Here is a 23,654-nt window from a genome sequence, read left to right on the forward strand (position 1 = left end):
GCTTGCTAGTGTTTTCGGGAATCCGATGTCGTCCCGTGGACGTCGACCCGGAAAGCGAGGAGCGTGACCGAAGCACCGACGGCGACGGTAGTGGATCGGCTACTGCACGCCGCGCAGAAGTTGTTGGCGACCAAAGGGATCCGAGCTACCACGGTCATCGAGGTCGCCGAGGAGGCCGGAGTCTCGCGCGCCTGGCTCTACCGGCATTTTCCCGACAAGACGGCCCTGCTCGGTGCGGCGCTCGTCCGCCTGACCGACGCCTTCTGGACCGACGCGCGCGGCGAACTGGATACGATCGATACCTTCGGTGAACAGCTCGCGGCGGGAGTACGCATCGGTCGAGGGGCCTACGACGATCCCGGCGCATTGCTCATCCGGCTGCGGATCGAAGAACCCGAGGAATTCGCCCTGTGCACCGACGCGGGCGTCTCCGGCTTGATCCCCGACCTGGCGTCCTTCTGGCGTCCCTATGTCGAGGCCGCGGCGGCGCGCGGGGAGATCCATCCCGACCACGACCTCGCTCAGGTGTCGGAGTGGGTGGCGCGGGTGCTGATCAGTCTGGGCACGGTCCCCGGTGACACCATCGATCCCGATGACAGAGCGGCGGTGCTGCGTCACGTGCGACGCTTTGTCCTTCCCGGCCTGATGGCCCACCCTTTCTGAGTCTCAGCTCCGGAAATCGGCGAAGTCGAAGCCGGGGGCGACCACGCAGCTGACCAGGACTTCCTCGTCTGCGCAGGGTCGCGCGGCCTGCCAGTGGCCCGCGGGTACGAGCTGCTGTACGCGCTGCCGCTCTTCGATGTTCGGGCCGAGGATCACCCGCTCGGCTGTGCCCGGTGTGTCGCCGTCGCCGCCGAGCGACAGCTCCAGCGGCCCGCCTCGGTGCCACATCCAGAGTTCGTCGGAGCGCACCGCGTGCCAGATCGACTCTTCGTCCGGTGGCAGCAGGAACAGGATCCCGGTCGCGGCGACTCGCGTACCCGGGTAGCCATCCGGTACGAAAGTATGTGTGCTACGCCAGGTTTCGCGGAACCAGCCACCCTCGGGATGTGGCAGGAGGTCGAGCGTCGCCGCGGTCGGTGGACGGTGCAGCAACTCTGTGTGGCGACCCGCGGGGCCACGTCGAGCCCAACGGACATCGACGATCGCGGCCCGGGGAACGGCGTCGGCGGTGGGGGAGATCCCGCGTGCGGTGAGCACGAGGATCGGTGCGGTCGTCGGCACGCGGTCGGCGACCGCGAGCACGGACTCCTCGCAACCGGTCCAGGTGGTGTGTTCGTTGTCGATGTGGAGTCGGTCTCCCGCGGTCGACCAGGCATCGAGCGTGGTGACGATCACCGGATCGGATTCGGGGGGCTTGCTGCCGGTGGAGTTCATCGGTGAGCCAGCTGCGATTGCACCTCGGCGGCAATGAGTTCCAGGTGATCGAGATCGGCGAGATCGAGGATCTGGAGGTAGATGCGGCTCGCGCCGATTTCGCGATAGCGGGCGATCTTGTCGACGACCTCGGCGGGCGAACCGGCCAGGCCGTTGTCCTTCAACTCGTCGACCTCGCGCCCGATCGCGGCGGCCCGGCGCGCGACCTCGGCGTCGGAGCGTCCGACGCAGGCGACCAGGGCGTTGGAGTACACCAGTTCGTCGGTGCGCCCGGCCGTGCGCACCGCGGCACGCACCCGGTCGAACTGGGCGGCGCTGTCGGCGATCGAGGAGAACGGCATGTTGAACTCGGTGGCATAGCGGGCCGCCAGGCGCGGGGTGCGGACCTTGCCGTGACCGCCGATGATCACGGGCACCGGATCCTGCACCGGCTTGGGCAGGGCGGGGGAGTCGGTGAGCTGATAGTGGTCGCCGTCGAAGCTGAACGTCGCCCCCGGCTTGGTCTCCCACAGTCCGGTGACGATGGCCAGTTGCTCTTCGAGCAGCCCGAACCGGTTGTCCGGGAACGGGATTCCGTAGGCCGCGTGTTCGGCGGCGAACCAGCCGCTGCCCAGGCCGAGTTCGACTCGTCCGCCCGACATCTGATCCACCTGGGCGATCTGGATGGCCAGCGGTCCCGGCAGCCGGAAGGTCGCGGCGGTCACCAGGGTGCCCAGCCGGATCCGGGAGGTGTCCCTGGCCAGCCCGGCCAGGGTGATCCAGGCATCGGTCGGGCCGGGCAGGCCCGAGGCCTCACCCATGGCGAGGTAATGGTCGGAACGGAAGAACGCGTCGAATTCGAGCTCCTCGGCGGCGCGCGCCACCGACAGCAACGTGTCGTAGTCGGCGCCCTGCTGGGGCTCGGTGAAGATGCGGAGGTCCATGATCACCATCGTGCCCGATGCGTTCCGGGTGCGCCCGGCGCCGGGGTGTGCGCAGTGGGGTGGTATCCCGTCAGGCCGATCAGCGGCCTGACGGGACGGCGTCAATTCGCGGTGAGGCCTGCCATCACGTAGCGGGTGGGAGAACAAGGATCGGGCAGTGCCGAAAACGTGGCCAAGTCGCAGATCCCACCGGTCAACATGTGGATCGGGGTAACGCCGAGCAGGACGATTATTCCGATGATGTCGCCGTGCTCGATGAAGTAGCCGGCCGATGGCGCCGCCGCCGAGGCGGAGTCCACTGCCGCCGAGCCGGTTTCCGAGTCGGCGGCCACAGCCGTGGGCGACGGGGCGACCCCGGGCTGGGCAGTCGCCTCGTGTGCGGTGCCGATCAGTGCTGTCGTCGCGATGGTAGCGACGGCGATGGTCAAGGTGTTGCGCATCATGTGTTCCTTTGTTTCAGCGAGCGAGGAGTGCGGTGGGGAGGTCGTGGGTCACGGTCTCGGTGCGATGTCATCGGCGAGCGGTGACACCACGGCGAGGACTTGGACCAGCAGCTCGGGCGGGACGCCCGCGGCGGACATGGCGTCCGTCAGGTGTTCGGCGACGAGATCGAAGTGGTGGCTGGTGATCCCACGGCCCCGGTGGACCTGCTTCATCGAAGCGCCGCTGTAGCGGTGGGGCCCACCGAGAGCGGCGGAGAAGAACTCGGTCTGACGACCTTTCATCCGAGTCATGTTGATGCCGACGAAGAACGGGGCCAGCGCCGCGTCGGCGAGAACCCGCACATACAGTTCCTCGACGACTGTTCGAACGGCTTCGTGACCGCCGAGCTGTTCGTAGATCGACGAGGCGCTACTCGAATCCTGGCTTTCGGAAGGGATGGGGGGAATAGGCATTTCAGCACCTGCGGGTGGCTCAGCGGTGTGGTTGGCTCATATCGCGGTTCATCGTCGGGAGTTCGATGCTGATCGGCATCCGCAGCTCGGCCAAATAGATCAGAGCGGCTTTGCGAAGGAATTCGTCGAGCAGCCAGTAGGGGTCGCCGATAGGCGGAACGGCGGTGAGCAAGCCTTCACGCACCGCGATGAAAGGACCCCAACTGAACCGCAACAGCGGATCCCACACCGGTTCCCTCGGGATCGCCAAACCGTCGGCGATGGAGTCGCCCAGCAGGAAACGGGTGAACGCGCCGAGAATCGGCTTGCTCAGCAGCGCGAAGTCGATGTTGGCCCCCAACCCCAGCAGTCGGTCGGCGAGCTTGGCCCCTTCCGGTGTCGCCGCGATGATCGGGTCCAGGACCTGTGCCGCTTGAGAATTCGCCTCGGGCCAGGAATTGGGGATGTACTCGTCGCGGACACCGAGCATGTGCGCGGCCACCTGCCAGGAATGCAGAAAGGCCGCCGATTCGTGCGCGGGGATCGGCACGTTCCACGCGGTCAGATATTTCATGACCGTGGTGGGCAGGCTGTGCCAGGTGACCATGATGTCGTTCTGGCTGATCGGGATGGATTCGGTAGCCGAGTTCACCCAGTGTGGTGACTGCGGCAGCAAATGGCGCACCGCCGAGTGCACGAGACGGGTCTTCACACAGGTGACGATCATTTCCCCGTCGGCGCCATAGGCATTCGCGCTACCGATGTCGTAGCCGAGCTTGGCGGTCTTGGAAATCCGGTCTTTGAGGTCGTGGCCACCCTTGGAGTAATAGACCGCCCGCGCCTCCTTCGGGATGACGGTACTCATCATGCCGCTGGCGAACCCGTAGAGCACACCGAGGTACAGACCGCGCTTCTTGTTGAACTCGATCGCGGTACTCAACGCGCCCAGGTCGGTCCATTGCGGCAGTTGCCGGGCGTACTCCATGAAATCGCGCAACTGCGGCGGCAGGCCGTCGGGCAGTGGTTGGCCGTTTCTGGTCCAGGTGCGCAACAGCTCGTTGACCCTGGGGACTTCGCCTCGGTCGATCAGTCCCGCGACCAATTCGTCGGCCTCGGGATCCCACACGGTCATCGGGTCGACACCGGATCCGGTGCCGGCCACCGACCCCTGCGGCGACCACGTCCACGGCTCGGCCCGCGCGGGCGTCACTATCGCCAACGCGCCGAGCACACCCGCGATCCCACCGGCCTTCAGCGCGCTACGTCTGTCGAATCCGTCCATGATTTCACTCCTCGTCGAGTACGAGCAGACTCGCCGTGCGGCGAAGCGAGCGAGCGCTTCAGCGAGATCTAGCTCTAGAATGAGCAGTAACTTAACAGGAACGTGTTGCACTGTCGACGTTTTGGCGGAATGCCCGAACCGCGACCTGCTCGGGTACGTGATTCGACGGTCCGCTACCAGGAAAGTCGTAGCCAGGACGCTATTCACCCCCCTTGCGGTCTCCCTGCTCAGGTGCTCGTTCGCGACGTGAGTATGAGCACGCTCGTGTAGTGGGGGTGAAAATTGGCGAAATGCTGAGTAACTTACAGCGCTACTACGGCTCGCTTTGTGGATAGCGCAGTGTGACTGAGCCCCATTGTCTCGGCCGGTGTGCGATGCGAGGATGCGTCGAGATCTCGACCGTCGGCTCCGGAGTACACGAGTACTCGGACTCGGGCCACGGGTCATCTGTCAGCGGTACCTGGCCGGTCTTCTGGCACGCCTCGGCGCTCAGTCGAAATGAACTCCGCCGACGGTCGAGGCGTCGTAGGGAGCGCCGTGACGGGTTGTCGTTCGGACCTGCGACCTCATCTGGCTCGGAGCGGCCACTGGGGTAGCGGCCTGTAGCTACCGTTCGAGTCGGACGTGCGTGACAGGCGCTGTCGCCGCGCCCTCGGCAAGCCGTTGGTGTGACGACGTCGACAGTGCGAAGGTGCGTGCGATCACGGCTGATTTCAGCTGCCACAGACCTGCGGTATGTGTCGCATCGAGACCGGTCAACGTCTGGATGCGACGGATTCGGTAGAGGACGGTGTTGGCGTGGATGTGGAGGAGTCGGGCCGTGCGCTGGCGGTTCATGTCATTGGCGACCAGGACCCGCAGTGTCTCGTAAAGATCGGGATGGGCATCCAGCGGTTCGAGCATCTGCCCGAGTCGGGTCAGGCCGGGGCCGGGCCGGGTGAGCTGGTATTCGAGCGCTAGGTCTTCGAATCGATAGAGCCGCGGGGTGTAGCCGAGCCGACCGATGACGTCGAGAAGTTCATGAGCCCGCTGCGCGGCGTCCGGAATCTTGTCGGTGGTGGTCGTTATCGAGGTCGCCGAGATGTCGAGCCGGGCGGCGCGTGAGAGCTCCTCGATCAAGATGTCGAGCCGGGTGTCGTCGGGGTCCTCGCCGGGAACCAGGACGGTTCCCCCCTCGATCGACAGCATGGCCAGTGCGTCTTCACGATGGTGGGCAAGTGCCGCGCGGACTCTGCGGAGCCTGCGTCGGGCCGCCATGGGCTTGTCGAGCGGTGGACGATGATCTTCGGCGTCCTGTGGGATCGACAGGGCGATCACCCGGTAGTTCTCGGCGATGCCGATGCCGCAATCGCGGGCGATGGTCGTGGTCGCTCGGCCGGCCAGTAGGGCCGAGGCGAGAGCGCGCGCCGCGGTGCGATGTTCGCCGACCACCCCGCGGTGCTCCCGGAAGTAGGCCCGGATCATTGTCGTGGACATGAGATTCGAGATCGCCATGGCGGTGCGTAGTCCGTCGACGAGTGCGTCGCGGTCGTGGGCCGCCTCCGGGGCGCACAGCACGTCCAGGCTCAGTTGCAACGCCTCGTAGAACGCGAGCAGCATGGTGTCGATCGGCACGCCCTCGCGAGCCCAGCTCGCCGCGGCGGCCGAGAACCAGCTCAGCTCGTGGGACACGTCCCGCCCGGCGATGACGCGGTCGCCGACCTCCCGGCACTTCGTCGTCATCGTGGTGACGTCACCGGAGATCGCGTCGCCCAGCAGGGTGTTGCGGGTGGACACGCTGTCGATGAAGTGGCTGACCAGTTGACCGGTGAGGGTTCCCACGTCCGGCAACGGCCGCCGTATCGGCGAGCTGTCCAGTTCGATCGACATCGTGAGCTCCCCTCTCGTGATCACGCCCAGGGCAGGGCGGCGGCATCGTCGGCTGACAGGCCGTGTCACGCCCCTGTTCACGCCGTGCGGTTCGTGACATCGAGCGCCGCGTTAGTGAGAATGAGTAGTAACTTAGCAAACGGCGGCCCTCTTGTCCTCTGTTCACCGGAGGCGCAAGGATTCTCATCGTGCTAGGTAACGACCGGGGAAAATGTCGTGGCCGCCGTAGCTCACGGCCTTCCAGTTGCTGAGAACAGAAAGTAACTTACATCCAGTCGACGAAGACCGATACGGCAGAAGCCGATTGATCGGGAGGTCGGTCTACGTCGTCGCCGGTGACCAGTAGGTCGACCGGATCGTGGTCGGGATCGCGAGGGCGCCGCGTGCGGTCAGCCGACGCGGCGCTACCTGGATGGCAGGCGTGTCGTGGGTCTGTGTCCGGGATGCGGGCGTTACTCCTGCTCGGCGCGCAGGCGATCGCGTTCCGCGCGCAGGGAGGCCACGGTGTCCTCGAGTTCGAGGATGCGAGCTACTGCCGTGAGGTGGATGCCTTCGCCGGTGAGGGTGGTGATGCGGTGCAGGCGGGTGAGGTCCTCGCCGCTGTAGCGGCGGGTGCCGCCGGCGCTGCGGGCGGGCGTGAGCAGTCCGTGTAGCTCGTACAGGCGCAGGGTCTGCACCCCGATGCCTGCCAGCTCCGCGGCGACCGAGATCGCGTACACCGCCTGTGCGGGCGACGGCATGCCGTCGTGGGGGGAGACCATCTGTGTCCTCACCTCGGTTCCTTCGATTCTTGATGAGATTACTTGCCTCTTGTACTTGCACTCACCTGGGTCGAGTGCTAAACAATATCTATGTCAGATGACACAGGTTATCTGATGACCATCCTACTGAGAATGGAGTGAGTTGGAGGTGGCGACCATGTTGATGCGCACCGATCCTTTCCGCGATCTGGACCGGTGGACCCAGCAGATGTTCGGCACGGCAGCACAGCCCACGGCGATGCCGATGGACGCCTGGCGCGACGGTGACGAGTTCGTCGTCGAGTTCGACCTGCCCGGGATCGACCCGGAGTCGCTGGACCTGGACGTCGAACGCAATGTGGTAACCGTCCGCGCGTCGCGCCCCGGCCTCGACGCCGATCGCGCGATGATCGCCGCGGAGCGCCCGCGCGGGGTGTTCAGCCGTCAGTTGTTCCTCGGTGAGAGCCTCGATACCGACCGCATCCGCGCCGACTACCGCAACGGGGTGCTGCGCCTGTCGATCCCGGTGGCCGAGAAAGCCAAACCTCGCAAGATCGAGATCGCGCGAGATCACGAACCGCAAGTGATCAATGCCTGAACCGACGCATCCGCTTCGCGGCAGGTGCCGAAAGTGAGGTGATGGGAATCGACCGATCCTCGAGAACTCTTCCATCGAGCTGAGAACGACCCCTTCTGTCCCGGTGGCCGGGCCCGCGCGGCCCGGCCACTCTCCCTCCGACGGGCGGTCGATCCGACGAGAAATCAACGGCTGCCATCCGGCTCTGTTGGGGTGTCGTTTCTGCCGCGCGCGGCAAAACGATGCACAAACGATGCAATTTGGCCCGAACGGTGTCACAATCAAGAGGTGGATGCAGAACGAGTAGCACTCTCGCTCCGGCCCGACGAACCCCCGAACGATGGGAACGGTTCCGCGCGGTTCGAGGATTGGCTTGCGCGGACGCAATGCTCGGTACGCAGTCACGTCGACGAGTTCGTCCGGGCGCGCTGTCGGGCAGAACTGGACCCAGCGGGGTTCTCGCTTCCCGGCCAACTGATGATCGACTTCGCCGCGGGCGGCAAGTGCGTGCGCTCGGTGTACGTCTATCTGGGCTGGTTGTGCGGCGGCGTCGGGGAATCCGAACCCGCGCTGCGCGCCGCGGCCAGCGCCGAGCTGCTGCACGCGTTCGCGCTCGTGCAAGACGACGTGATGGACGAGTCCCCGGTCAGGCGGGGAGCTCAGTCCGCCCATCGGCGACTCGCCGGATGGCACAGCAGCCAGGGGTTGTCGGGGTCGTCGGACCGATTCGGTGAATCCGCGGCGATCCTGCTCGCCGATCTGTATCTGGTGTGGGCCGAGCGCATGTTGCGTGAGAGCGGCGTCGCCGCCGCCGCGCTGGATCGGGCATGGCCGCGCTACGACTCGATGCGCAGCGAACTGGCCGTGGGACAGCTCGCGGACCTGACCAACGACGCCAACCGTGTGCCGACTGTGGGCGCGGTGATGGACATCGCCCGACGCAAGTCCGGCAACTACACGGTGCGCCGCCCGCTCGAACTGGGTGCCGCGATGGCCGACTGCGACGAGACGGTGATGGGCGTTCTCGGTGAATACGGCGAAGCGATCGGGGAAGCGTTCCAGCTCCGTGACGACTTGCTCGGCATCTTCGGCGACCCCTCGGCCACCGGCAAACCCACCGGCGACGATGTCCGAGAACGCAAGGCCACCACCGTGATCGCGCTGGCCGATCAGCTCGCCACGCCATCGGAGCGCACCCGACTCCGCGATCTCTGGAAAGAAGCGTCGATCGATGAACGCGGCGTAGCGCTCGCGCAAGCCGTGATCACCGACAGCGGCGCGGCACAGTGCGCCGAGCAGATGATCGACGACCGCGTCGCACACGCGCGTCGGGTCCTCGACGGCGTTGATCTCGAACCATCGGTGGTCGACTCGCTGCACCGGATGGCCCTGCTGTGCACCCACCGCACGCACTGATCGGCCTGCTGCCGTAACCACCGATCAGTTTGATGGAGAGGAAAGCTATGCGAACCGTATCGGGGAAAACCGATGAGGTGGTCGTTGTCGGGGCCGGTTTGGCAGGTCTGGCCGCCGCGCTACACCTGGCGGGGCGGGGTCGCGCGGTCACAGTGGTGGAGCGTGACACGGTGCCCGGGGGACGGGCCGGACGGCGCGACGTCGACGGCTACCAACTCGACACCGGACCGTCGGTACTCACCATGCCCGACATCGTGGCCGACACCCTGGGCGCGGTCGGCGAAAGTCTCGAGTCCCGGTTGGACTTGCTGCCGGTAGTTCCCGCCTACCGCGCGCACTTCGCCGACGGCAGCGGGTTGGACATCCACAGCGACGCCGCGGCGATGGAGGAATCGGTTCTGGCCTTCGCCGGGCCCAAGGAAGTCGAGGGCTACCGCCGGCTGCGCGCGTGGTTGAGCGAGCTGTACCGCGTCGAATTCGATCGGTTCATCGCCGCGAACGTCGATTCGCCATTGTCGCTGCTGACACCGTCCTTCGCGAGGCTGATCGCCCTTGGCGGATTCCGGCGCCTCGACCGGGCGGTCGGGTCGTTCCTGACCGATGAGCGGCTGCGCCGGGTCTTCACCTTCCAATCCCTCTACGCCGGGGTATCGCCACAGCGGGCACTGGCGCTGTACGCGGTGATCTCCTACATGGACACCGTGGGCGGGGTCTACTTTCCCCGCGGTGGCATGCGCGCACTGCCGGACGCCCTGGCCGCCGCCGCCGTCGACGCCGGTGTGACGTTCTGTTACGGCGAGACAGTCGACGCCCTGGAACGAAACGGTTCCCGGATCACCGCGGCGTTCACCGAGCGCGGACGTCGGATCCCTTGCGACGCCGTTGTTCTGGCGACCGAGCTGCCAACCGCCTACGACTTGCTCGATCGCAGCCCGCGCCGCCCGATCAGCTGGCGCCCGGCACCTTCGGCGGTGGTCATGCACCTCGGCCTTCCCGCCACGGTGCCGACCGCACATCACAACTTGGTCTTCGGCGGCGCATGGCAGCAAACCTTCGACGAACTGATCGGTGCGGGAACATTGATGACGGACCCGTCGCTGCTGGTGACCCGCCCTACCGCCACCGATCCCGCTCTCGCCCCGGACGGGCGCGATCTGTTCACCGTCCTTGCTCCGGTACCCAACCTGTACCGCAGCGGCGAGCGCGACTGGGATCGCCGCGCCACCGCCTACGGCGAGGAACTCGCCGCGATCGTCGAGGACCGGTTGGTCCCCGGCTTCGTCCGTGACTCCGAGGTCGTGCATCTGGACACCCCCGCCGATTGGGAACGGCAGGGCCTGCTGGCCGGTACGCCCTTCTCGCTCGCGCACAACTTCGCGCAAACCGGCCCCTTTCGCCCCGCGAACCTGCCGCGCGGCACCACCAACGCGGTGCTGGCCGGCTGCGGCACGGTACCCGGGGTCGGTGTGCCGACGGCGTTGCTGTCGGGCCGTCTCGCCGCCGACCGGGTCACCGGCACGGTGTCCACCTCGCGGTCTTCGGCCGCGCCCGCGACCAGGGGTGATCGACGATGATCCGCACTGAACTCGACGCCGCGGGCATCCGCGCCGCGGAGCTGCGCGAGGCCTACCTCAGATGCCGCGAACTCAACGCCCGGCACGGGCGGACCTTCTTCCTCGCCACTCGGCTGCTGGCACCCGCCCAACGGCCGGCGATCCACGCGCTGTACGGATTCGCCAGGTGGGCAGACGACATCGTCGACGAACCACCGTTCGACGATGCCGCAGGTACTCGCGCGGCCCGGTTGGACGCGGTGGCGAAAGATCTGCGCGACAGTCTTTCCGGTGCACCCTGTGCCGACCCGATCTTCGCCGCGCTCGCCGATACCGCCGCCAGATACCGGATCGACCACGTCTTGTTCGACGAATTCCTCGACTCGATGCGCATGGATCTGACAGTGACCGACTACCCCGACCGGGCCGCGCTGGATCGCTATGTGCACGGTTCGGCAGCGGTGATCGGCCTGCAGGTGCTGCCCGTCCTCGGCACTGTCGGTGCGCAAGCCGACGCGGCTCCCTACGCGGCGGCGTTGGGAAAGGCGTTCCAGCTCACCAACTTTCTCCGCGACATCGCCGAGGATCTCGATCGCGGCCGGGTGTACCTGCCTGCTGACGAACTGGCGGCTTTCGGGGTCGACCGCGCCCGGTTGCAGTGGTGCCGTGACAATCGCCGCACCGACGCCGAGGTGCGATCGGCGCTGGCCGCTCAGCACGAGGTCGCCCGTGGCTGGTACCGATACGCCGACGCCGGACTCGCGCTGCTACACCCGGTTTCGCGGCCCTGCGTGGCCACGGCGGCCGTGCTGTACTCCGAAATCCTCGACCGTATCGAGGAGACCGATTTCGCGGTGTTCACCGCGCGTGCCACCGTGGGCAACGCGCGTCGCGCCCGGGTGGCCGGTTCGGCGTTGGCTCGCGCGTTGTGGGCGCGCCGGGGCAGCCGCGTGCGCACGCTGACCTCGGCCGAAGGACCGGCGTGATCGGTGCGACCACGGCGGTAGCGGGTCGATCGTCAGCCCGGTGACGCCGTGCCCTCGGTGGGGGTGCGTTCGGCGGTCCCGGTGATGTTGCGGACCATGCCGCCGAATACGACGTTGTGAAACGGTGAGATCGCCTTCCAGTAGAGATGCCCGGCGAGTCCGTGCGGCTGGAAGACGGCCCGCTGCCGGTAGCGAGAGCCCCCGTTCGGGTCGGGCTCGACGCTCAGTTCGAGCCAGGCCAGTCCGGGGACCTGCATTTCGGCGCGCAGTCGCAGCAGGTGGGGCCGGTCGATGTGTTCGACGCGCCACCAGTCCAGGGCTTCGCCCAGATGTAGGTAGCGCGGGTTCTTGCGGCCACGGCGCAAACCGACCCCGCCGGTGACCCGGTCGATCCAGCCGCGCAACGACCAGGCGAGCGGGAACGAGTACCAGCCGTTCTCGCCGCCGATAGCTTCGATCACCGCCCAGAGGACGTCGGGGTCGGCGCTGGTGTGCTGCTCGCGCAGATCCTCGTAGAGGGAGCCGCCGGACCAGGCCGGGTCGGTGGGCAGGGGATCCGACGGCGCGCCGAAGGTGCTGGCATCGGACCAGCGGGTAGGCACCTCGGCGTTGCGAATTCGAGTGAGCGCCAACTCCACGGCACGTTCGTAGGGCGTGAGACCTTCGGCGGGATCGGGAATGTAGTCGGCGATGTCGTGCTCGGCGCACACGACTTCGTGGACGAGGGATTCGATGAGCGGGATGGCCAGAGCGCGAGGCACCGGCGTCACCAGGTTGACCCATTGCGCCGACAGCCATGGCGTGAGGACCGGCACCGGGAGCACCAGTCGCCGAGTCAGCCCGGCCACGACGGCGTATCTGCGCATCATGGCCAAGTAGGTGAGCACGTCGGGCCCGCCGATATCGAACGAGCGGTTGACGTCAGCGGGCAGTTCCGCGGCGTGCACGAGATAGTACAGGACATCTCGGACGGCGATGGGCTGAACTCGGTTGTGCACCCATCGCGGAGTGATCATCGCGGGCAGGCGTTCGGACAGGTAGCGCAGCATCTCGAAACTGGCCGAGCCGGATCCGATGATCACCGCGGCGCGCAGTTCCGCCGTGGGGACGCCGGATTCCCGGAAGATCTCGCCTACCTCGGCGCGGGAGGCGAGATGGCGCGAAAGCTGCGCGTGCTCGGGGACGATGCCGCCGAGGTAGATGATGCGTCCGACGTCGGCCGAGTCCGCGGCGGCCGCGACGATCTCCGCTGCCTGCCGGTCGGTGTCGGAGAAGTCGCCTCGGGTCAACGAGTGCACCAGGTAGTAGACGACCTCTTGGCCGGCGACGGCCGCGCGCACCCGGTCGTCGTCGGTGACATCGCCACGGACGATCTCGACCTGATCCCGCCAGGGGACCTCCGACAGTTTCTCCGGCGTCCTGGCCACCACTCGGACCTGATGACCGGCCTGAAGCAGCTCGGGCACCAAACGTCCGCCGATGTAGCCGGTCGCCCCGAATACCACGCACCGCATGCTCATCACTCTCTTCCCTGTTGTGGATGTCGAGATCGGTGAGAACCGAGCAGTAAGGAGTGCAGTCCGGGTCAGGCGAGGACGTGGTCGGCCCAGTCGGCCGGAAGGGCCGCGCTGGAGACGCCGGCGATCTCCTGTAGTCGCCGCGACGGAACTCCCAAGCGGCTCAACTGGATCAGGCCTTGGGAGACCAGAACGATGTTGGCGCTGAGTGCGCAGAGTTCGGAGTCGTCGATATCGTCGCCCGCGCGAGCCGCGGCGACCCGGAGCCGTTCGGCCACGCTCTGCTCCATCGCGGCGGTGGTGCGGGTACTGATGGTGGCGACCTCCGGTATTCGCGTACCGAGCTCGGCGATGCTGTTGATCATCAGACAGCCGCGCCGATCCCGGTGTGCGGCGCAGTCGTCGATGACGGCTTGGAACAGAGCACGCACAGCAGCCCGCGCCGAGCCGGGGGCCGACAGCACGACATCGCGAACGAACTGGGCGCGGCCCTCGCAGTAGCGTTCGAATGCCGCGAGGAACAGCCCGCGCTTGTTGCCGTACGCAGCGTAGATGCTGCCGTTGCCGACACCGGTCGCGCGGGACAGGTCCTCGACCGACGCACTGTCGAAGCCCTTGGACCAGAACAGCTCGGTGGCGGCGGCGAGGAGGCCCGCTTCGTCGAACTTTCTCGGCCGTCCCATGCGCTCACCGTACCAATCCAGCGGGGGATTCCATGCCCCCGTTTGTTCTGGAGGCGTCATTCCATAATAATAGTTGCCATGTCCCCAATATTCGCCGCAGGCCCCGGCAGACGGGTGGGCGTTCTGGTGTTCGACGGCGTGAAGATGCTGGACTTCGTCGGCCCCGCGGAGGTGTTCGTCGAAGCGAATCAGTCCGTGGCCCGATATGAAGTAGTCCTGATATCGGCCGACGGCAGCGATGCGTTGACCTCGATCGGCGCGCGCGTCCAGGTCAGCTGTGCCGCGGCCGACGCGGGCCGGTTCGACACGGTCGTCATTCCTGGCAGCGAACTGCCGCCCGAGAAGTTCGTCACTCCCGAACTGCTGGCAGCGACCCGGCACCTGATCGGCAACGCCCGGCGCGTGGCGTCGATCTGTAGCGGGGCGTATGTGCTGGCCGCCCTCGGCCTACTCGACGGCAGGCGCGCGACCACCCACTGGAAGTTCACGGCCGATCTGGCCCGTCGATTCCCGTCGATCGCGGTCGATCCCGATGCGATCTTCGTTCGCGACGGCAACCTGTACAGCTCGGCGGGCGTCGCGGCCGGGGTGGATCTCGCGCTCGCGCTGGTCGAGGAGGACCACGGTGCCGATCTCGCCCGCCGGGTGGCGCAGTCGCTGGTGGTGTACATGCAACGCGCGGGCGGGCAGTCGCAGTTCTCGGCGTCACTGAGCGGGCCTGCCCCACGCAGCCCCCTGCTGCGCGGTGTGGTCGACCGGATCTGCGCGGATCCGGCCTTTCCGCACACCGTGCAGAGTCTGGCGGCCCACGCCAAGGTCAGCGTGCGGCACCTGACCCGGCTGTTTCGCACCGAACTCGAACGCTCGCCCGCCGAATACGTCGCGTTCATCCGTTTCGGGATGGCCAGGGACAAACTGCACACCGGATGCAGCGTCACCGAGGCGGCGATGGCCGCCGGGTACGGCAGCAGCGAAGCGTTGCGGCGCGCGTTCGTCGCTCGACTCGGAATTTCGCCCAGCAAATACCAGCAACGGTTCCGATCCACCCGCATCATGGAGGTCGCGGACACGAGGGCCGTGTCCTGATCGGAGGCTTTTGCGGCCCGTAGAGGGGGGCGCGCGACGGGTCGATCGGGAAAGACTGAACGGGGTCCAGCAACCGCCCCGACGGGATGGACCCGCACACCTCTCGCAAGTCCAGCATTGGAGCGATCACCCGATGTCATCTCCGACCATTGTTCTCGTGCACGGCGCCTTCGCCGATGCATCCAGTTGGGCTCCGGTCACCGAACGGCTGCTCGCCGACGGCTACCGGGTGCTCGCGCCGCCGGTCTTCAATCGGAGCCTGTCCGCCGACGCGGCCTACATCACGTCCTTCGTCGAGCAGATCGAGGGCCCGGTGCTCCTGGCCGGACACTCCTACGGCGGTGCGGTCATCACCGTCGCCGGCGTCGCGGACAACGTCGTCGGCCTCGTCTACGTCTCCGGATACGCGCTGGACGAGGGGGAAAGCCTCGGCCAACTACAAGGCGGCTTCCCGGATTCCGAACTGGCGGCGAATCTGGTCTACGCGCCGTACCCGACCGACGCCGACGCACCGGGCACCGATGTTTCGGTCGACATCGAGGCGTTTCCCGCGGTGTTCGCCGCCGGTCTCGATACCGCGAAAGCGCGGGTTCTCGCGGTCTCCCAGCGTCCGCTCTCGGCGATCGCCTTCGGCGAGGCGGCGACAGCCGCCGCGTGGAAGACGAAGCCGGGCTGGGGAATCGTGTCCAGCGCCGACCACACGATCAATCCGGAGGTCGAACGCTTCGGATACAAGCGAGCCGGGCTGCGCTCGGTGATCGAGATCGACGCACCGCACCTGGTGATGCAGACCCACCCCGAGCAGGTCGCGAAGGTGATCACCGACGCGATCGCCGAATTGGACTGACCAGCAACACCGTTCACCACTACAAGAAAGGGTGTCATCATGTCAGGCAACCCGCTGGGTCTCCCGCTCGAGCAGGCAGCACAAGAATTCGTCGACGCGACCTCGCAGCCGCCGTTCCTTTACCAGCTGCCCCCGGAAGAAGGGCGCAAGGCGGTGGATTCGGTCCAGGATTCACCGATCTCCAAGCCCGAGATCGACGAGGAGTGGATCACCGTCGAAGGCGGCCCGACCGGCTCGGTGCGGGTACGGATCGTCAAGCCGAAGGGCGCGACCGAAACGCTGCCCGTCATCGTCTACACCCACGGCGCCGGCTGGGTATTCGGTGACGCGCACACCCACGACCGGCTGGTGCGCGATCTCGCTGTCGGCGTCCACGCGGCCGTGGTGTTCCCCGAGTACGACCGCTCTCCCGAGGTGCGGTATCCGGTGGCCAACGAGCAGTCCTATGCCGTCGCGACATGGGTTGCCGCCCATGGCGCCGAGAAGAATCTCGACCAGAGCCGCATCGCGATCGCGGGTGATTCGGTCGGCGGCAACATGGCCATCGCGCTGACCCTGATGGCCAAGGAACGCGGCGACGTCTCCTTCGTGCAGCAGGTGCTGTTCTACCCGGTCACCGACGCCAACTTCGACACCGGTTCCTACCAGGAGTTCGCGGAGGGGTACTTCCTCACCCGCGAAGGCATGAAGTGGTTCTGGGATCAATACACCACCAGCGACGCGGATCGCGCCCAGATCACCGCGTCGCCGTTGCGGGCGAGCACCGAACAGCTGGCCGGGCTGCCGCCCGCGCTGGTGATCACCGGCGAAGCCGATGTGCTGCGCGATGAAGGCGAGGCCTTCGCCGGAAAGCTGCGCACCGCGGGCGTTCCGGTGACCCAGGTGCGTTACGGGGCGATCATCCACGACTTCGTGATGGTCAACTCGATGCACGACACCCATGCCGCCGTAGCGGCGGTCGCACAGGCCGTCGCGGTCCTGCGCGCCGCGTTCGAAACCGCGTGACAGAAACCGCGTATTCGCCTGCCCATCTACAGATTCGGAGCGACTCCCGTCGTGAGCACTGATCAAACGACCCCCACCATCGTGCTGGTACACGGCGCGTTCGCCGATTCCGCCAGCTGGAACGGTGTCATCGAACTGTTGCGCGGACAGGGACATTCCGTTGTCGCGGCCGCCAACCCACTGCGCGGTCTCGACAGCGATGCCGCCTACATCGCCTCGGTCATCGACGATGTGAACCGACCGTGCGTCCTGGTCGGCCATTCCTACGGTGGCAGCGTCATCACCGTGGCCGCCGCCGGGAAAACCGCCGTGCGGGCACTGGTCTACATCGCCGCGTTCATACCCGATGCGGGGGAGAGCGCACTGCAACTGACCGACAAGTTCCCCGGCTCCACACTGGGACCGGCTACGCGTGCGGCGGCCTACCCGCTGGCCGACGGTGGCGAAGGCACCGAGCTCTACATCCGGCAGGAGGAGTTCCATCAGCAGTTCGCCGCCGACGTATCCGCCGCGGTGGCCGAGGCGATGGCGATCACCCAGCGTCCGGTCGCGCTTCCCGCGCTCCAGGAACCGGCCGCCGCGACGGCATGGCGGGCGGTCCCGGTCTTCGCCCTGCTCACCACCGATGACAAGAACATCCCCATCGAGGCGCAGCGATTCATGGCCGAACGCGCTGGTGCGCACACCGTCGAGGTCACCGCGTCACACGCGGTCGCCGTGTCGAATCCCGGTGCGGTCGGCGACCTGATCGCGCGGGCGATCCAGGGCTAGCGAGCAGTCGCCGGAATCCGGAACCCTGCCGACAATGCGACAGGGTTTCGGATCCGGTCGGCGTGTTCGTGGCAGTGGACGCGCCCCCGCATTCCTTGCCGGGGCGCCGCCGCGAACGGGCGGGCCCGCGCACGCTACGTTCCAGCTCGTGACGGAAATTTCAGGCAGTGCCTCTCGCGACGAACGGCGACCGGAAGTCGAACGTCGGCTGATCGCGGCTGTGTCGGATCTCTGTGCAGGCGGTGCGCTTTTCGCCGATCTGAGTGTTTCGCGGATCGTCCGAACGGCGGCGATCGGGCGGGCGACGTTCTATCTGTATTTTCCGGATCGCTCGGCGTTCGTGCTGCGCCTCGTCGATCACGTTCGCGCGGAGTTGGCCGGCAGTGTCGCGGCGGTGTGGCGGGCTGCCGGAGATCGCGGCGCGTTGGAGGCCGCCCTCGCCGATTTCGTCGAGATCTACGCACGCGAGTATCCGTTGATCACCGCGGTGGTCGACGCGTCGGGCACCGATGCGCAGGTGGCCCAGCGGATGGAGGCCAACCTGGGCTTGTTCATCGAGGAGTCGGCTCGAACGATCGTGGCCGCTCAACAACGCGGCACCGTCCGCGGGGAGGTCCCGGCCGAGGAGACCGCCGCCGCGCTGGTCTGGATGGTGGAGCGTACTTGCTACCGGGTGATCGGGGGGAGCACGGAAAAGGAACGCGCACGCCTGAATCGAGCGCTGACAATGATTATCTGGCACAGTCTGCACCCCGAGAATTGAGGTTGGACAACGTGTCCAACCCCCTGTTAACGTCGATTCATGACGACCACGCGCTTTCTGAACCGGAATCTCGCGCACGCCCGTTTCGATCCCCGGCTCGTGCGGCGTGTGGAGCAGGGGCTCGAGGAATCCGACTCGCCGGCCGACGCGATAGTTGCTTCGTTCGCCACCACTCCGGGGCACTCGTTTCGTGCGGTCAACGCGTGGCTCGACGGCGAAACAGGTGTGCCGGACAGCCTCGCGGCAATGCTCGAGCCGATCGCCGACCTGCCTGATTGGCTGGATCACAGTGCGCTGGATCGGGGCTCGACCGCGTTGTGGCGCAACGGGATCCTGTGGATCGGCCTCAGCTTCAATTGCGCGGCGCTCGCGGCCGGATATCAGTCGGGAGCGGGGGTCAAGCCACTGACCTTCACCGGCGAATTGAGTTACCGGTCGCGTCGACGAATGCAGGAGACCGGGCGGTGGTTTCTCGCGGCGACCTCGCCCGGGGCACTGCGACGAAATGGCGCGGGCTTCCGGGAAACCGTGCGCGTCCGACTCATGCATGCCGGTGTCCGTCAGCGCATACTCCGATCGGGCGAATGGAATCACCAGGCGTGGGGTACGCCGATCAACCTCACCGATACCGCGTACGGGGTATCGGGGGAGTTCTCGACAATCCCCTTGGCGGCGATGCGCGACGCGGGGTTGCACTTCACCGATCGCGACCTCGACGACATCCAACATATGTGGCGCTATGTCGGCCACCTGCTCGGCGTACCCGGCGACATGCTCCCCGACAGCGCCGCGCGCGCCAGGGAGATCATCGCGATCAAAGACCTCACCGATACCCCGGCCGACGAGGATTCACGACGGTTGGTCAGAGCGCTGATCGAGAACGGCTTCGACCCGGCGACTGTGCTGCCGAAATCCGTGCTCGGACTCGGCACCGGCCCGCTGATCGCGACGCTGTACGCGCTGACCCGGAGGTGGGCGGGCGAGGACGTGGCCGACAGCCTCGGATTGCCGAATACGACATTGAAATATCTACCGACGCTGTTGCGGCCCGCGGTACAGCTCGCTGAGGTGGCCCGCAGAGCGGGTCTTCGCGACGAGCAACGACTGGCTCGCCGAACACGGGCGAGTTTTCGCGACTTGCTCGACGGCGCCCAGGCTCCGACGACCGTCGCCGCAGAGGCGGTGCTGCGAACCGCTCACTGACATGCGATCCCGGCGTCGAGCCGGCCGGTCGGCGGTATCGTCGAGAACGCGAAGATGTGTCGACCGCGATCAGCGATATCAGTCGAACGAGGGGGAACCCCATGAATGTCCGTACTCGACGTTTCGGCATGGCCGTTGTTCTCGGTGCCGTGCCGACCATGATCATGGGCGTGCCGAATGCGACCGCGGCGGTGACCGGAGTGAGCGTGGAGCAGTCGAGTGAGGGCCTTCGCGGCGGATGCACCTATACGGTGACGGTCGCTGTCGACGCACCGGTTTCCGAGGCCGGTGAGGTGACCATCGGCATCAGCGGTGGTCCGGTCCCGGGCAACGGTGAGCGGCTCGGGGTCGCTGTCTATCATCCGGAGAGCGGCACGGCGACCTTCGCCTGGACGCCGAAGTACACCGGTCGCCAGAACCTCATCGCCCAGCAGTTCGAGCCGGGGGAGTACACCTCCGCGCAGTACATCACCGTCGACGTCGTCGGGCGGGGGCTGGATACCGGAAGCTCCTGCCTGCCACTGCCGTAGGCGTCGTGTCGTCCGTCGGCAGCGACCCACCGCCGACGACGATTTGCAGTTTCTGAAATATTGCAGTTTGTGCTAATTTGTTGGCGTGACTCAGGAACCGGCCGCGCAGGCCTCGGGTGGTCTGCGTGAGCAGAAGAAGCAACGGACCCTGCTCGACCTGTGCCTCGCCGCACGGCGGCTGGCGGTAGAGCACGGGCTGGACGCGACCAATGTCGACGACATCGCCAAGGCGGTGGGCGTCTCCTCGCGCACCTTCTTCAACTATTACGACACCAAGCTCGACGCGGTCGTCGGCCCGATCGGGGAAATAGGCACACCCGAAGCCCGGCAGCAGTTCATCGAAGGCGGTCCGACCGGCGTGCTCATCGAAGATCTCACCTGGCTGCACGCCGCCGGGTTCCAGGCGGAAAGCGAAGTGCGCGAGGGTATCTCGCTGATCACCGAGCTCGTCACGGCCGAGCCCAGGGTGCTCGCCGCCTTCATCGCCTCCGGCGCTCGGATGGAGGCGGCCACCGCCGAACTCCTCTCGGCCAGGCTCGGCGCCGACGTCGCGCCCGAACTCGCCTCGCTCACCGCGGGAATCATGACGACCATCACGACGCGGGCGGCGATGTCGCTGGCCGCGGACCCGAACGGGTCGATGACGGCAGCGCTGCACGAGCACTGCGCCATGGCCGCCCGGCTGTTCGATCGGCCGGACGACAGCACAGGGGAGACGCTCCGATGACCACTACGGCCGATTCGCCGCCCACCCCGATCGTCTTGACCCAGAAGCGGATCTGGCTGATCTTCTCCGCTCTCATCGCGGGCATGTTCCTGGCCAGCCTCGATCAGATGATCGTGGGCACCGCGATGCCGACCATCGTCGGTGAACTCGGCGGGGTCTCCCACATGGCCTGGACCGCCACCTCGTACCTGCTCGCCACCACCATCGTGATGCCGATCTACGGAAAACTCGGCGACATGTTCGGCAGGCGCCGGCTGTTCCTGTTCGCGATCACCGTCTTCACCGCCGCGTCGATCGGCGCCGCCGCGTCGACCGGGTTCTGGGAGTTCATCGCCTTCCGCGGCCTGCAGGGCGTCGGTGGCGGTGGTCTGATGATCCTGGCGCAGGCCATCATCGCCGATGTGGTGCCCGCGAAGGATCGCGGCAAGTACATGGCACCGATGGGCGCTGTCTTCGGTATCACCTCGGTCGCCGGGCCGCTGCTCGGCGGTCTGTTCGCCGACCACCTCGACTGGCGCTGGTGCTTCTGGATCAATGTGCCGATCGGCGTCGCCGCCCTGTTCATCGCCTTCCGCTACCTCGACCTGCCCAGCCATCGGCCCAAGTTCCGGCCCGATTACCTCGGCATCGTGCTCATGTCGACCGCGACCACACTGCTGATCCTGATCACCGATTGGGGCGGCAAGCAGTACGAGTGGGGTTCGATGGTGATGGTGTCGATGATCGTCGCATTCGTCGTCGTGGTCGCGGCTTTCGTGTTCGTCGAGTCGCGGGCCGCCGAGCCGATGCTGCCGCTGTGGCTGTTCCGCAATCGCACCTTCGTGCTGACCTCGGCGATCGGATTCCTCGTCGGACTGGTGATGTTCGCGGCGATCGGCTTCATCCCGACCTACCTGCAGATGGCCAGCGGTACCTCCGCCTCGGTCTCGGGCCTGCTGCTGATCCCGATGATGATCGGCCTGATGCTCACGCTGATCACCTCGATGAACGTGATCACCAAAACCGGTCGCTACCGGGTGTATCCGCCGATCGGCGCCGCGCTCATCGGCATCGACATGCTGTGGCTGACCCGCCTGGACGCCAACACCTCGATGTGGTTGGTCTCGGCGATGCTGTTCGGGATGGGCGCCGGCCTCGGCCTGATCATGCAGATCATCGTGCTCGTGGTGCAGAACGCGGTGTCACCCGATCAGATCGGCACGGCGACCAGCGCGAACAATTACTTCCGCGAGATGGGCGGCGCGCTGGGCATCGCGATCTTCGGTTCCATCTTCACCAGCAGGTTGACCGAGAACCTCACCGGCGCCTTCCAGGCGAACTGGCAGGAGGCGATGGCGGCGAACGTCGACCCGAGCGCGCTGATCCCCTCGGTGGTGAAGGACCTGCCGGACAAGCTGCACGACGCGATCGTGGGCGCCTACGTCGACGCGCTGGTCCCCGGGTTCTGGTACCTGATCCCGGGCGCGGTGCTCGCCTTCGTACTCGCGTTGTTCATCCCGCACCTGACACTGTCGGACGAAGCAGGCATGGTCGCGCGCGGTGAAGCGGTCATGGAGGAGAAACCGGATCTGGTCAAAGAGGGATGATCGGCGGTCTCGCGGCTGTCGGATGACCCGGGGCCGCGTCGGGAAACTCGGGCTAAGCTGGCTCGGCGGAAGGCAAGCGATGTCGACGTTGGGGGAGTGAAAGTCTTGCGGACGAAGGTGTTTCGATATATTTCGGTTCTCGCCTTGCTGGCGTTGACCACGGTCGACGGCGTGGCGCACGCCGAACCGAAGTTGCCGCAACAGGACTCGGTGCTCATCGCCTTGCCGGAGCCCTCCGGCGCCGAGGCTGTCGGCGTGGTTGATCTGCATATGGTCGACACCTCACGGCGCGATCCGTACGAACCGGCCGTGCCGCGTGAGTTGATGGTCAGCATCTGGTATCCCGCCGCCGACGTAGCGGGAGCACCTGCTCGGCCCTGGCTCTCTCCCCGCCTCGTCCGCATCTACGCCAACAGTCTCGCTCAGCTCGGCGCGTCGACCATCGATCGAATGACGTTCGCGCCCAGCCACGGCCACCTCGGTGCGCCCGCGCAGGCATCTGGCGGCCCCCGCCCGATCGTTGTGTTCTCGCCGGGTAAGGGCATGCCACGTGAGCTGAGCACAGCGCACGTCGAAGACCTGGCCAGCCACGGTTTCGTCGTGGTCACGCTGAGCCACACCCACGAATCGTCAGCGGTCGAATTTCCCGACGGGCGGATCGAACGCAGCGTCCTGCCGCCGACAACCGATCCCGGTGAGCTCGAGGCTCAGGGCACTGCCGCGTTGGCGACGCGGGTCGCCGACACCCGGTTCGTGCTCGACAAGCTCGCCGACATCACCGCGGGGAGCAATCCGGATGCCGACCAGCGCCCGCTGCCCGCGAACCTCGACCGAGTGCTCGACATGTCGAAGGTCGGGATGTTCGGACACTCGCTGGGCGGTGCCACGGCGGCCCAAGCGATGCACGACGACCGCCGAATCGCCGCGGCAGCTGATCTCGACGGCCGCCTCTGGGGCTCGGTCGTTTCCGACGGGCTGGACCGCCCCTTCATGCTCATCAATCGCGAGGGTCACGAACGTGACGACGTGCCCAGTTGGAAACAGTTCTGGGCCAACGACAACGGGCCGACACTGAACTTTCGGCTCAACGGGGCGCACCATCAGTCGTTCTGCGACAGCCCGCTGATCGCCGCCGCACTCGTCGCCGCGGGCCTCGTCCCCGCCGCTGTCGCGGCACAGATGGTCGGCACGATCGATCCGCGCAAGTCGCTCGATGTGCAACGGGACTACCTGCGCGGCTTCTTCGATACGGCGCTGGGTCGGTACGACGAGCTCACCCGGATACCGGCCACCTTGCTGCACCCGGAAATGGTTCTGGTCCCGTAGGCGCTGCCGGAT

Annotated in this window: 24 protein-coding genes; 15 read left to right on the forward strand and 9 right to left on the reverse strand. The window is 66.7% G+C overall.

The annotated features are described in order from the left end of the window. The first annotated feature begins 63 nt into the window (after positions 1-63). Positions 64-663 (forward strand): TetR/AcrR family transcriptional regulator, encoded by a 600-nt coding sequence (locus tag ACFWUR_RS23550; protein WP_378909611.1) that lies wholly within the window; start codon positions 64-66, stop codon positions 661-663. Between the two features lie 3 nt (positions 664-666). On the opposite strand, the gene ACFWUR_RS23555 is transcribed toward ACFWUR_RS23550, so the two are convergent. The 7 genes from ACFWUR_RS23555 to ACFWUR_RS23585 all read right to left on the reverse strand — a co-directional run bounded on the left by ACFWUR_RS23555 (position 667) and on the right by ACFWUR_RS23585 (position 7,087). Continuing rightward, positions 667-1,095, reverse strand: coding sequence for a cupin domain-containing protein (locus ACFWUR_RS23555; RefSeq protein ID WP_378909653.1), 429 nt, complete (start codon positions 1,093-1,095; stop codon positions 667-669). A gap of 278 nt (positions 1,096-1,373) precedes the next feature. Then, entirely contained in the window at positions 1,374-2,300 is a 927-nt protein-coding gene (locus ACFWUR_RS23560; RefSeq protein ID WP_378909612.1) for an LLM class F420-dependent oxidoreductase, read from the reverse strand. 101 nt (positions 2,301-2,401) lie between these two features. Continuing rightward, positions 2,402-2,740, reverse strand: a complete 339-nt coding sequence (locus tag ACFWUR_RS23565) for a hypothetical protein (RefSeq protein ID WP_378909613.1) — start codon at positions 2,738-2,740, stop codon at positions 2,402-2,404. 51 nt (positions 2,741-2,791) lie between these two features. After that, entirely contained in the window at positions 2,792-3,196 is a 405-nt protein-coding gene (locus ACFWUR_RS23570; RefSeq protein WP_378909614.1) for a group 1 truncated hemoglobin, read from the reverse strand. Between the two features lie 19 nt (positions 3,197-3,215). Continuing rightward, positions 3,216-4,457: an oxygenase MpaB family protein gene (locus ACFWUR_RS23575; RefSeq protein WP_378909615.1), complete on the reverse strand. Its 1,242-nt coding sequence runs from the start codon at positions 4,455-4,457 to the stop codon at positions 3,216-3,218. A 606-nt stretch (positions 4,458-5,063) separates the two neighbouring features. Next, on the reverse strand, positions 5,064-6,326 hold the full coding sequence (locus ACFWUR_RS23580) for a PucR family transcriptional regulator (protein WP_378909616.1): 1,263 nt from the start codon (positions 6,324-6,326) through the stop codon (positions 5,064-5,066). A gap of 452 nt (positions 6,327-6,778) precedes the next feature. Next, positions 6,779-7,087: a MerR family transcriptional regulator gene (locus ACFWUR_RS23585; protein ID WP_378909654.1), complete on the reverse strand. Its 309-nt coding sequence runs from the start codon at positions 7,085-7,087 to the stop codon at positions 6,779-6,781. Between the two features lie 157 nt (positions 7,088-7,244). Here ACFWUR_RS23585 and ACFWUR_RS23590 point away from each other — a divergent pair, with 157 nt between their 5' ends. The 4 genes from ACFWUR_RS23590 (at position 7,245) to ACFWUR_RS23605 (ending at position 11,598) form a co-directional block, all read left to right on the forward strand. Then, a complete protein-coding gene (locus tag ACFWUR_RS23590; protein WP_378909617.1) occupies positions 7,245-7,664 on the forward strand; it encodes an Hsp20/alpha crystallin family protein in 420 nt (139 codons plus the stop codon). A 456-nt stretch (positions 7,665-8,120) separates the two neighbouring features. Next, positions 8,121-9,059 (forward strand): polyprenyl synthetase family protein, encoded by a 939-nt coding sequence (locus tag ACFWUR_RS23595; RefSeq protein WP_378909618.1) that lies wholly within the window; start codon positions 8,121-8,123, stop codon positions 9,057-9,059. 47 nt (positions 9,060-9,106) lie between these two features. Beyond that, positions 9,107-10,633, forward strand: a complete 1,527-nt coding sequence (gene crtI / locus ACFWUR_RS23600; RefSeq protein WP_378909619.1) for a phytoene desaturase family protein — start codon at positions 9,107-9,109, stop codon at positions 10,631-10,633. Next, entirely contained in the window at positions 10,630-11,598 is a 969-nt protein-coding gene (locus tag ACFWUR_RS23605; protein WP_378909620.1) for a phytoene/squalene synthase family protein, read from the forward strand. The genes crtI and ACFWUR_RS23605 overlap by 4 nt, the downstream gene beginning before the upstream one ends. A gap of 32 nt (positions 11,599-11,630) precedes the next feature. On the opposite strand, the gene ACFWUR_RS23610 is transcribed toward ACFWUR_RS23605, so the two are convergent. Then, the gene (locus ACFWUR_RS23610; protein ID WP_378909621.1) at positions 11,631-13,118 is read right to left on the reverse strand and encodes an SDR family oxidoreductase; all 1,488 of its coding nucleotides are present in this window, start codon (positions 13,116-13,118) and stop codon (positions 11,631-11,633) included. A gap of 65 nt (positions 13,119-13,183) precedes the next feature. Continuing rightward, positions 13,184-13,798: a TetR/AcrR family transcriptional regulator gene (locus ACFWUR_RS23615; RefSeq protein ID WP_378909622.1), complete on the reverse strand. Its 615-nt coding sequence runs from the start codon at positions 13,796-13,798 to the stop codon at positions 13,184-13,186. Between the two features lie 78 nt (positions 13,799-13,876). On the opposite strand from ACFWUR_RS23615, the gene ACFWUR_RS23620 reads away from it, so the two are divergent. From ACFWUR_RS23620 to ACFWUR_RS23665, 10 genes are all read left to right on the forward strand, one after another. Further along, positions 13,877-14,884 carry a GlxA family transcriptional regulator gene (locus ACFWUR_RS23620; RefSeq protein ID WP_378909623.1) on the forward strand — a complete coding sequence of 336 codons (1,008 nt, stop codon included), beginning with the start codon at positions 13,877-13,879 and terminating at the stop codon, positions 14,882-14,884. 133 nt (positions 14,885-15,017) lie between these two features. After that, a complete protein-coding gene (locus ACFWUR_RS23625) occupies positions 15,018-15,731 on the forward strand; it encodes an alpha/beta fold hydrolase (RefSeq protein ID WP_378909624.1) in 714 nt (237 codons plus the stop codon). 39 nt (positions 15,732-15,770) lie between these two features. Continuing rightward, on the forward strand, positions 15,771-16,736 hold the full coding sequence (locus ACFWUR_RS23630) for an alpha/beta hydrolase (protein ID WP_378909625.1): 966 nt from the start codon (positions 15,771-15,773) through the stop codon (positions 16,734-16,736). Positions 16,737-16,787: 51 nt separating this feature from the next. Continuing rightward, positions 16,788-17,507, forward strand: a complete 720-nt coding sequence (locus ACFWUR_RS23635) for an alpha/beta fold hydrolase (protein ID WP_378909626.1) — start codon at positions 16,788-16,790, stop codon at positions 17,505-17,507. Positions 17,508-17,655: 148 nt separating this feature from the next. Continuing rightward, a complete protein-coding gene (locus tag ACFWUR_RS23640; protein WP_378909627.1) occupies positions 17,656-18,270 on the forward strand; it encodes a TetR/AcrR family transcriptional regulator in 615 nt (204 codons plus the stop codon). Positions 18,271-18,309: 39 nt separating this feature from the next. Next, entirely contained in the window at positions 18,310-19,473 is a 1,164-nt protein-coding gene (locus ACFWUR_RS23645; protein WP_378909629.1) for an oxygenase MpaB family protein, read from the forward strand. Positions 19,474-19,574: 101 nt separating this feature from the next. Then, complete coding sequence (locus ACFWUR_RS23650; protein ID WP_378909630.1) at positions 19,575-20,003, forward strand: hypothetical protein; 429 nt, start codon at positions 19,575-19,577, stop codon at positions 20,001-20,003. Between the two features lie 85 nt (positions 20,004-20,088). Then, positions 20,089-20,730: a TetR/AcrR family transcriptional regulator gene (locus ACFWUR_RS23655; protein ID WP_378909632.1), complete on the forward strand. Its 642-nt coding sequence runs from the start codon at positions 20,089-20,091 to the stop codon at positions 20,728-20,730. Further along, positions 20,727-22,316: an MDR family MFS transporter gene (locus ACFWUR_RS23660; protein WP_378909633.1), complete on the forward strand. Its 1,590-nt coding sequence runs from the start codon at positions 20,727-20,729 to the stop codon at positions 22,314-22,316. The genes ACFWUR_RS23655 and ACFWUR_RS23660 overlap by 4 nt, the downstream gene beginning before the upstream one ends. Before the next feature lie 144 nt (positions 22,317-22,460). Beyond that, the gene (locus ACFWUR_RS23665; protein ID WP_378909635.1) at positions 22,461-23,642 is read left to right on the forward strand and encodes an alpha/beta hydrolase family protein; all 1,182 of its coding nucleotides are present in this window, start codon (positions 22,461-22,463) and stop codon (positions 23,640-23,642) included. The last annotated feature ends 12 nt before the right edge of the window (positions 23,643-23,654 follow it).

The sequence above is a fragment of the Nocardia sp. NPDC058633 genome (assembly GCF_042717045.1).
Classification (GTDB): Bacteria; Actinomycetota; Actinomycetes; order Mycobacteriales; family Mycobacteriaceae; genus Nocardia.

Bases quoted from the DNA above. Each gene is read 5' to 3' on its own strand.
- ACFWUR_RS23610 (WP_378909621.1), bottom strand. From the start codon at position 13,118: ATGAGCATGCGGTGCGTGGTATTCGGGGCGACCGGCTACATCGGCGGA.
- ACFWUR_RS23570 (WP_378909614.1), bottom strand. From the start codon at position 3,196: ATGCCTATTCCCCCCATCCCTTCCGAAAGCCAGGATTCGAGTAGCGCC.
- ACFWUR_RS23575 (WP_378909615.1), bottom strand. From the start codon at position 4,457: ATGGACGGATTCGACAGACGTAGCGCGCTGAAGGCCGGTGGGATCGCG.
- ACFWUR_RS23585 (WP_378909654.1), bottom strand. From the start codon at position 7,087: ATGGTCTCCCCCCACGACGGCATGCCGTCGCCCGCACAGGCGGTGTAC.
- ACFWUR_RS23615 (WP_378909622.1), bottom strand. From the start codon at position 13,798: ATGGGACGGCCGAGAAAGTTCGACGAAGCGGGCCTCCTCGCCGCCGCC.
- ACFWUR_RS23620 (WP_378909623.1), top strand. From the start codon at position 13,877: ATGTCCCCAATATTCGCCGCAGGCCCCGGCAGACGGGTGGGCGTTCTG.
- ACFWUR_RS23560 (WP_378909612.1), bottom strand. From the start codon at position 2,300: ATGGACCTCCGCATCTTCACCGAGCCCCAGCAGGGCGCCGACTACGAC.
- ACFWUR_RS23605 (WP_378909620.1), top strand. From the start codon at position 10,630: ATGATCCGCACTGAACTCGACGCCGCGGGCATCCGCGCCGCGGAGCTG.
- ACFWUR_RS23660 (WP_378909633.1), top strand. From the start codon at position 20,727: ATGACCACTACGGCCGATTCGCCGCCCACCCCGATCGTCTTGACCCAG.
- ACFWUR_RS23595 (WP_378909618.1), top strand. From the start codon at position 8,121: ATGATCGACTTCGCCGCGGGCGGCAAGTGCGTGCGCTCGGTGTACGTC.
- ACFWUR_RS23625 (WP_378909624.1), top strand. From the start codon at position 15,018: ATGTCATCTCCGACCATTGTTCTCGTGCACGGCGCCTTCGCCGATGCA.
- ACFWUR_RS23630 (WP_378909625.1), top strand. From the start codon at position 15,771: ATGTCAGGCAACCCGCTGGGTCTCCCGCTCGAGCAGGCAGCACAAGAA.
- ACFWUR_RS23580 (WP_378909616.1), bottom strand. From the start codon at position 6,326: ATGTCGATCGAACTGGACAGCTCGCCGATACGGCGGCCGTTGCCGGAC.
- ACFWUR_RS23650 (WP_378909630.1), top strand. From the start codon at position 19,575: ATGAATGTCCGTACTCGACGTTTCGGCATGGCCGTTGTTCTCGGTGCC.
- crtI (WP_378909619.1), top strand. From the start codon at position 9,107: ATGCGAACCGTATCGGGGAAAACCGATGAGGTGGTCGTTGTCGGGGCC.
- ACFWUR_RS23590 (WP_378909617.1), top strand. From the start codon at position 7,245: ATGTTGATGCGCACCGATCCTTTCCGCGATCTGGACCGGTGGACCCAG.
- ACFWUR_RS23645 (WP_378909629.1), top strand. From the start codon at position 18,310: ATGACGACCACGCGCTTTCTGAACCGGAATCTCGCGCACGCCCGTTTC.
- ACFWUR_RS23565 (WP_378909613.1), bottom strand. From the start codon at position 2,740: ATGCGCAACACCTTGACCATCGCCGTCGCTACCATCGCGACGACAGCA.